Genomic DNA, 7074 nt, shown 5'->3' with positions numbered 1-7074 from the left:
CATCCCGGCCGTCAAGTAATTCCGGTACCCTGTCGGCCCCTGATCTGGCAGAACGGCAGCCTGCATTGCATGACCATGCAGTTGCCGCGAGGAGTATTGAAGTGAGCAAGCCATTGCGCGTGGCGCTGTTGCAGGAGCGCGACCGCGGCAGCCGCGAGGCCAATCTCGATGCGATCGAAGTGGGCCTGCGCGAAGCGGCCGCGCAAAATGCACAGTTGGTGCTGCTGCAGGAACTGCATAACGGACCCTACTTCTGCCAGCACGAAAGCGTCGCCGAATTCGATCGCGCGGAATCCATCCCGGGGCCGAGCACCGATCGTCTCGGCTCGCTCGCCGCCGAATTGAATCTGGTCGTCGTCGCGTCGCTGTTCGAGCGTCGCGCGGCCGGGCTGTACCACAACACCGCCGTGGTGTTCGACCGGGCCAAGGCTATTTGTGGAAAATACCGCAAAATGCACATTCCGGATGATCCGGCGTTTTACGAGAAGTTCTACTTCACCCCGGGCGATCTCGGCTTCGAACCGATCCAGACCTCGGTCGGCAAGCTGGGCGTACTCGTGTGCTGGGACCAGTGGTACCCGGAGGGTGCGCGCATGATGGCGCTGGCCGGCGCCGACCTGCTGCTCTACCCTACCGCGATCGGCTGGGATCCGGCCGACGAAGACGCCGAGAAAGCGCGCCAGCGCGATGCCTGGATCACCGTGCAGCGCGGCCATGCGGTCGCCAACGGTCTGCCCCTGCTTGCTTGCAATCGCTACGGCTTCGAGCCCGCGCCAACGGATTCGACGGCAGCGGGCGCGCGCGGCATCCAATTCTGGGGCTCGAGCTTTGTCGCCGGACCTCAGGGGGAATTTCTCGCTCAGGCCTCAACCGATCAACGCCAATTATTGATCGCCGATGTCGATATGCAGCGCAGCGAAAACGTGCGTCGCATCTGGCCGTTCCTGCGCGACCGCCGCGTCGACGCATATGCCGATCTGCTCAGGCGCTACCGTGATTGAACCCGACAATAATTTGATGAATGACCCAACCACGGCGGTGAGTTCCGCAACCGCCGCGGCCTCCTCGAACGACATCCTCGCCGATCAGCCGCTCGCGCGCGTGACCCGCGACGGCGTCGAGTATACTTTGCTCGGCACGGCGCATGTCTCGCGCGCTTCGGTTGTCGCCGTGCAGAAGCTGATCGAAACGGAAAACTTCGACGCGATCGCGGTGGAACTGTGCGATACGCGCTATCGTGCTCTGCGCGACCGCGAGGCCTGGCGCAATCTCGATCTGCTGCAGATCATTCGCCAGGGCAAGGCCGGAATGGTCGCCGCGAATCTGGCCTTGTCGGCTTACCAGCGTCGCCTTGCAGAGCAGTTCGGTATCGAGCCCGGTGCCGAGATGAAAACCGCGGCCGAGCTCGCCGAGGCGCAGCACAAGCCCATCTGGTTGATCGACCGCGAAGTCAGCATCACGCTCAAACGAGCGTATCGCAGCGTCGGTTTCTTCCAGCGCTTCGGTATCCTGTCGGGTCTGGTTGCGAGCCTGTTCGAGCGCGGTGAAGTTGCCGAAGCCGATATCGAGAAACTCAAACAAGGCGACATGCTGCAGGGTGCGTTCAACGAATTCGCCGAACAGTCCGAGCCGCTGTTTCGCAGCCTGATCGGCGAGCGCGATAGCTACATGTCGGCGCGGTTGCGCCAGGAAAGCCAAACCGCGCAAAGCGCAAACACGCCGGTCAAGCGCGTACTCGCCGTGATCGGTGCGGGCCATTTGGCCGGAATGACGCGCGAGCTCGAAGCGCAGCAGGAAGCACCGGCCGGAATGATCCAGACGCTCAACACTACTCCGCCAGCGGCGCAATGGCCGAAGTGGATCGGTCTTGGCGTGCTCGCGATCATCGTCTGCGCGATCGCCTTCGCATTCACCCGTGGCGCTCATCTGGGCGTGAGTGCGTTGCGCGACTGGGTGTTGTTCACCGGTGGCCTGGCCGCGCTCGGTACATTGCTCGGCGGCGGCCATCCGCTCAGCGCGTTGACCGCCTTTGTGGTTGGTCCACTGAAGCCGTTTCGTCCATTCGTGCCGGTCGGCGCGGTAGCGGCTGCGGTCGAGATGACGCTGCGCCGGCCGCGTGTCGCCGATTTCGAGTCGTTACGCGACGACGTCATCGACTGGCGCGGCTGGTGGAAGAACCGCGTCTCGCGCACGCTGCTGGTATTCCTGCTGTGCAATTTCGGCATGGTTCTCGGCGAGTATCTGGCCGGCATCCGTATCCTCAACCGCTTACTTTGAGCGCCTTCGGTTATCGTCATGAATCTTGCTCGTCTATTGTTCAAACCGAAGTGGCAGGACAAGGACCCTGAAGTCCGCCGCGCCGCGATCGCCACCGACAACGACGCTGACTTGCTCGTCGCGCTGGCGCAAATCGCCCGCAGCGACAGCGACGCCGGCGTGCGCCTGGCTGCACTCAAGCGTCTGAACGACTACGAGGCATGGCGCGAGCGATCCACCGGCGACAGCGACGGCGAAATCCGCCGCAGCGCACGCAGCGCCTACCTCGCCCTGCTCTGCTTGAACGATGCTCGCGTGCCGGCGCTACCGCGTCGCATCGCGGAACTCGACACGCTCAGCGCCGAGGAAATGGAAAAAATCGCGGCCCAGGCCAGCGACCGCGAACTGCGTGCAGCAGCACTGCAACGAGTCACGCGGCCGGCATTGCTGGCCGAGCGCGCGGTCGCCGATCCGGATGCGCAGCTGCGCCTTGCCGCGCTGGAACGGGTTACCGACGTGGCAGCGCTCGAACGCATCGCCGAGCGCGCGCGCAAGACCGACAAGGCGATCAGCCGGCGCGCACGCGAGCTCGTTGCGTCGCGGCGCATCGGCAGCGGCGACACGGATGCGATAGCGCGTCAGGCGCGGCAACTGTGCGAACGTCTCGAAATGCTGATGCGCAGACCGGCATCCACCGACGATGCGGCACTCGCCGCGATCGAGGCGGAGTGGCAAGCACTTGGTAACAGTGTACCGGCGGACCTGCGGGCGCGTTACAACGGCGCCGCCGCCCTGATCCGGCAAATGCGTACAAATGCGCAAAATCCACAAGTATCCATTGTTCCATCGGCGTCGGAGCCACAGTCCGAGCCCACCTCGTCGGCCAACCATGCCAAGGGTGCTGCCGACGCGGCCATGCCTGCGTTGCTTTCGGTCGAACTTCTCGCTTCGCAGGCGCGTTTCGATGTGGCGCTGGCCAGCGCCGCCGCCGAATCGCAGCGTGAGCGCGAACTGCGCCACGTGCATTTGCGCGAAATAGAAGAACTCTCTGCGGACTACGTGACGACGCTGGATGCCGGCGATGTCGGCACCTCGCATGCGACGCACGATCGACTCGTCACGCTGGCGTCGATGATCGGTGCCCTGCCCGCTCCGCTGGAAAGCCGGCTGGCACCGCTGCATGCGCGCTACGACGAACTCAAGCGCTGGCAACAGTGGGCCAACCAGCAGCGCCGGCAGGCGATTTGCGAAGGCATCGATGGCCTGGCTGAGGCGAAGCTGCATCCGGATGCGCTGGCGACCCGCGTGCGCGAAGCGCGCGACGAGTGGCAGCGGCTGGACGCATCCGAAGGCGCGGCAAGTGCCGGTGAATCCGGCATCGCGCGGCGTTTCCATGCTCTGTGCCACCGCGCGCTGAAACCCGCCAAGGGCTATTTCAACAAGCGCGATGAGTTGCGCCATGCGCATTCGGAAGAGATCCAGAATCTATTGCAGACCGTGGCGTCGCTGCCGACGGAAATCAGTGACTGGAAGGCAGTCGGCGCCCTGCGGATCAAACTTGGCGAGGCGCTGCGCTCGCTCGACGCCGTCGATCCACGTGAGCGCACGCGTCTGGGCAAGCGCATCAAGGAAGCGATCGGCGCGGTCGCGCCGCGTATCGATGCGCATGTGGCGGCCATTGAGGCGGCAAAGCAGCAACTGATCGAACGCGCTTCGGCGCTGTCGCAGGCGACCGATCCGCGCAGCGTGGCGCGCAACGCGCGCGAATTGCAGCAGCAATGGACCGCGCTGGGCAACGGCAAGCGCGCTGTCGACCAGCGTCAATGGCATGCGTTCCGCGGCGCCTGCGATGCGGCGTTCGGCAAACTCGATACCGCGCGTCAGGAACGCGAAGTCCAATCCACGGCCGCGCGAGCACAGACGCAAAACCTGCTCGATGAAATTGATGCATTGCGCGCCGATAGTGCGCAAACCGCCGATTCGATCAAGGCGAAACTGCGCGATCTGGATTCGCGCTGGCAGGCGCAACGTTGCGACGATCGCGCCCTCGAACAGCGCTATCGCAAGGCGCACGACGCGATCGCAGCGCATCTGCAGGATGCCGCGCGCCAGCAGCATCTGTCGCGCTATACCGATGCGCTGGAAAAATATACTTTGCTGCGCGCGCTCGAAACTGGGGCTGAATCGGTCGATGCCGTGGCGCCGCGCTGGCAGGTGCTGCCAGCGGCTGACACTGGGCTTGCCGCAGCCCTCGATGCGCGGCACACGCGCGCGCTTGCCGGTGTCGGGTCGGAGCAAACCGATGATGCGCAGGCGCGCGACAGACTGGTTGAACTCGAATTTCTTGCGGGCATGGACACGCCGACCGAGGATCGCCAGCGGCGCATGAACTACCAGGTGAAGCGCCTCGCCTCGCGCATGCGCGACCGTGCGGCGACGACGCCGGAGTCCGAGCTCCTGCAGGCGCTGGCGCTATGGTTCGCGCAGGCTCCGCAATCGGATGGTCTGGAAGCGCGCTTTGTCCGTGCGGCGCAGGCCGGTATCGCCTCGTTGCCCTAAGGGCTCGTCTCCCGGATACCACCCCTAGCCGCATGCAATGCTCGACCACGCGCGTACGACACTGTCCAAATCGATTACGTCGACGCGTCCACCCGGCTGTGCACCGCCGAGATTGATCACCGGCCGACCGAACGCGCTGCGGCGATCCCAATGCTCGGGCGATTGAGGACCATACAGAACGACCAGTGGACAGCCGCCTGCGGCGGCCACGTGCGCAGGGCCGGTATCCACGGCCACCATGCTGTGCGCGATTTCGGCCAGCGCAAGCAGGCGGCGCAGCGGCAGATCGCGTGTGGCGATGGCGACTTTCTGCAAACCGCTGCCGCGGCGAATTTCCTGCAATAGCGAAGCTTCGTGCGTGGACCCACACAGCAGCAGCTGCGCGTCCGGCAGGCGTTCGCGCATGGCGCGCAGCAAGGCCGCCCAGCGCTCGGTCGGCCAGGCCTTGTTGTCGATCTGGCGGCTGCGTTTGCGCCGGCTGGTGCGCTTGTTGCCGGGTTGCAAGAGCACCAGCGGTCGCCCGTCGAATTGGTGCTGTCTGAGCCAGGCATCGCGGTCCACGCGATCGCTCACGCTGATTGGCAGGCACGGGGCGCGTTGCAGGTCACCTTCCTGCCACGGATAGTCGGTGGCAGCATAAGCCGCCGGAGTCAGACGACCGAAATCGAGCAGGCGATCGACCCCGTGCACGCTGTGGATCTCGTTGCTGTCGACAAGGAACAGACAGCGCTCGCGCGGCACGCCTGCACGCATCAACAGGTTGCGGATTTTCTCGACCTGACGCGGCACATCGTCGCTGATGTAGATTGGACCGTCGTATCTGCGCAAATCGCGCACCAGCAGCCAGCGCCGCGGACTCAACACGAACGGCGTATGCCGAGTGCGCAGTTGCCAGAGCGCCCCGACATCCGGATTGCCGGTATACAGCGGAGTCGACCAGGCACCCGCACTGAGCAGGATGCAGGGTTGCCCGTAGCGCCGATGCAGCAGGTGCAGCAGCGGCGCCTGCTGCACCATGTCACCCATGCGGCCGAAGCGGACAAGCATCGGCGTGATTGCGGGGGCCGTCACGTCGGCGCGGTATGAAAAGCGCCCGCCGGCACTTCTGCAATGAGGCGGTGCGCTACCTGCTCCCCAGTTTGATGTTCACCCCGGATGGTGTATGCCCCAGCACCGTACGGTCCCCACTCGGCCGTCTCCGTCGATGTGAAGATGGCGGCCGTGCGCGTACCGCTCGCGCGCGCCAGATGCATGATCCCGCAGTCGAGACAGATCAGGATCGAAAGTTGGGACAGCACCTTGGCCAGCTTGCGGATGCTGGTCGAGTAATACGCCGGATAGCGGTTGCCCAACATGGACTCGCCCGACATCGGCACGATCTCGACGATGGCGAAGTCCGCAAAATGCGTTTCGATCGCCGGCATGAAGTCGCGCCACCAGGCTTCGTCGAGAAACTTCGGCCCGGTGGCGTTGGCGAAAATGCCGATGATGCCTTTCTTTGCGCCTGCGCCTGGAATCTGCGCGGTCAGACGCGCAAGGATCTGCCCACCCTGCTCGTGCTCGGCGTGAGTCAGGCGCAAATCGAGTGGTGGATATTCGGACGCGGGGCGGCGCAGCGCAGCGCGCAGCAAATACACCGGAAATTGTCCGGCATGTTTCGGCGCTGCTTGCGGATCGATGGCGTGGCTGAGCGTGCCGCCCTTGCTGTCGCTGACGAAGCCGAGCTTGTAGCGCGCGCGGCTGCGCAGCAGCAGCGCGCGGCCGCTTTGCGAACGCGGATCGGTGTCGATCGCGAGATCGTAATGCGCATCGCGCATGCTCCGCAGCAGATGCAGAAAGCGCAAGGGGTGACGCACGCCATGCCGCGGCATGCAGAAAATATTCTGCACGCAATCGTAGCCCGCGAAAATTTCGGCGGCAGCGGGACTGCGCGTGACCAGATCGATTTCGACGCCCGGCCAGGTCGCCTCGATTTCCTGGATCAGCGGCGTCATCAGCAAGGTATTGCCGAGGCTGTGGCTGAGCCGGCAGATCAGGACGCGAAACACACCGCTCGCAGGCAGGGCCTGCATCTGCGCGGACGCGGAGCGGCCGTCGCCGGCGACGAGCTGCATGCCACGCTGCGCAAGACGGCGGCGCAATAACTGGATATCCATGTGCGATTGTGAATTTGATGGCGTGAAAATTTTCGTAAAACGGTTGGCCGCTCACGAACCGAGTGTTCGACACCCCGCCCTGCCGCTTGCGAGATTGAGTCTA

6 protein-coding genes are annotated in these 7074 nt (G+C 64.5%); 4 read left to right on the top strand and 2 right to left on the bottom strand.

The genetic code is table 11. From position 1 onward, the window contains the following. The 4 genes from VIE67_RS11605 to VIE67_RS11590 all read left to right on the top strand — a co-directional run. The coding region (locus VIE67_RS11605; protein ID WP_332026366.1) for an agmatine deiminase family protein at positions 1–105 on the top strand (105 nt) is incomplete at its 5' end. Continuing rightward, complete coding sequence (locus VIE67_RS11600; RefSeq protein ID WP_332026360.1) at positions 102–1001, top strand: carbon-nitrogen hydrolase; 900 nt, start codon at positions 102–104, stop codon at positions 999–1001. The genes VIE67_RS11605 and VIE67_RS11600, both read left to right, overlap by 4 nt. A 16-nt stretch (positions 1002–1017) precedes the next feature. Continuing rightward, on the top strand, positions 1018–2277 hold the full coding sequence (locus VIE67_RS11595; protein ID WP_332026359.1) for a TraB/GumN family protein: 1260 nt from the start codon (positions 1018–1020) through the stop codon (positions 2275–2277). Between the two features lie 18 nt (positions 2278–2295). Continuing rightward, positions 2296–4815, top strand: a complete 2520-nt coding sequence (locus tag VIE67_RS11590; RefSeq protein WP_332026355.1) for a DUF349 domain-containing protein — start codon at positions 2296–2298, stop codon at positions 4813–4815. 24 nt (positions 4816–4839) lie between these two features. On the opposite strand, the gene VIE67_RS11585 is transcribed toward VIE67_RS11590, so the two are convergent. Both VIE67_RS11585 and VIE67_RS11580 read right to left on the bottom strand, forming a co-directional pair. Beyond that, positions 4840–5886, bottom strand: coding sequence for a glycosyltransferase family 9 protein (locus VIE67_RS11585; RefSeq protein ID WP_332026353.1), 1047 nt, complete (start codon positions 5884–5886; stop codon positions 4840–4842). Beyond that, on the bottom strand, positions 5883–6971 hold the full coding sequence (locus VIE67_RS11580) for a glycosyltransferase family 9 protein (protein WP_332026351.1): 1089 nt from the start codon (positions 6969–6971) through the stop codon (positions 5883–5885). Before VIE67_RS11580 ends, VIE67_RS11585 begins: the two co-directional genes overlap by 4 nt. Positions 6972–7074: the final 103 nt, after the last annotated feature.

This window comes from Rudaea sp. (assembly GCF_036560865.1).
In the GTDB taxonomy this organism is placed as follows: domain Bacteria; phylum Pseudomonadota; class Gammaproteobacteria; order Xanthomonadales; family Rhodanobacteraceae; genus Rudaea.
Note: the sequence above shows the minus strand (reverse complement) of the source record. Positions and strands in the feature narration are given on the sequence as shown.

Coding starts and splice junctions, on each gene's coding strand:
- VIE67_RS11595 (WP_332026359.1), top strand. CDS start 1,018: ATGAATGACCCAACCACGGCGGTGAGTTCCGCAACCGCCGCGGCCTCC.
- VIE67_RS11590 (WP_332026355.1), top strand. CDS start 2,296: ATGAATCTTGCTCGTCTATTGTTCAAACCGAAGTGGCAGGACAAGGAC.
- VIE67_RS11580 (WP_332026351.1), bottom strand. CDS start 6,971: ATGGATATCCAGTTATTGCGCCGCCGTCTTGCGCAGCGTGGCATGCAG.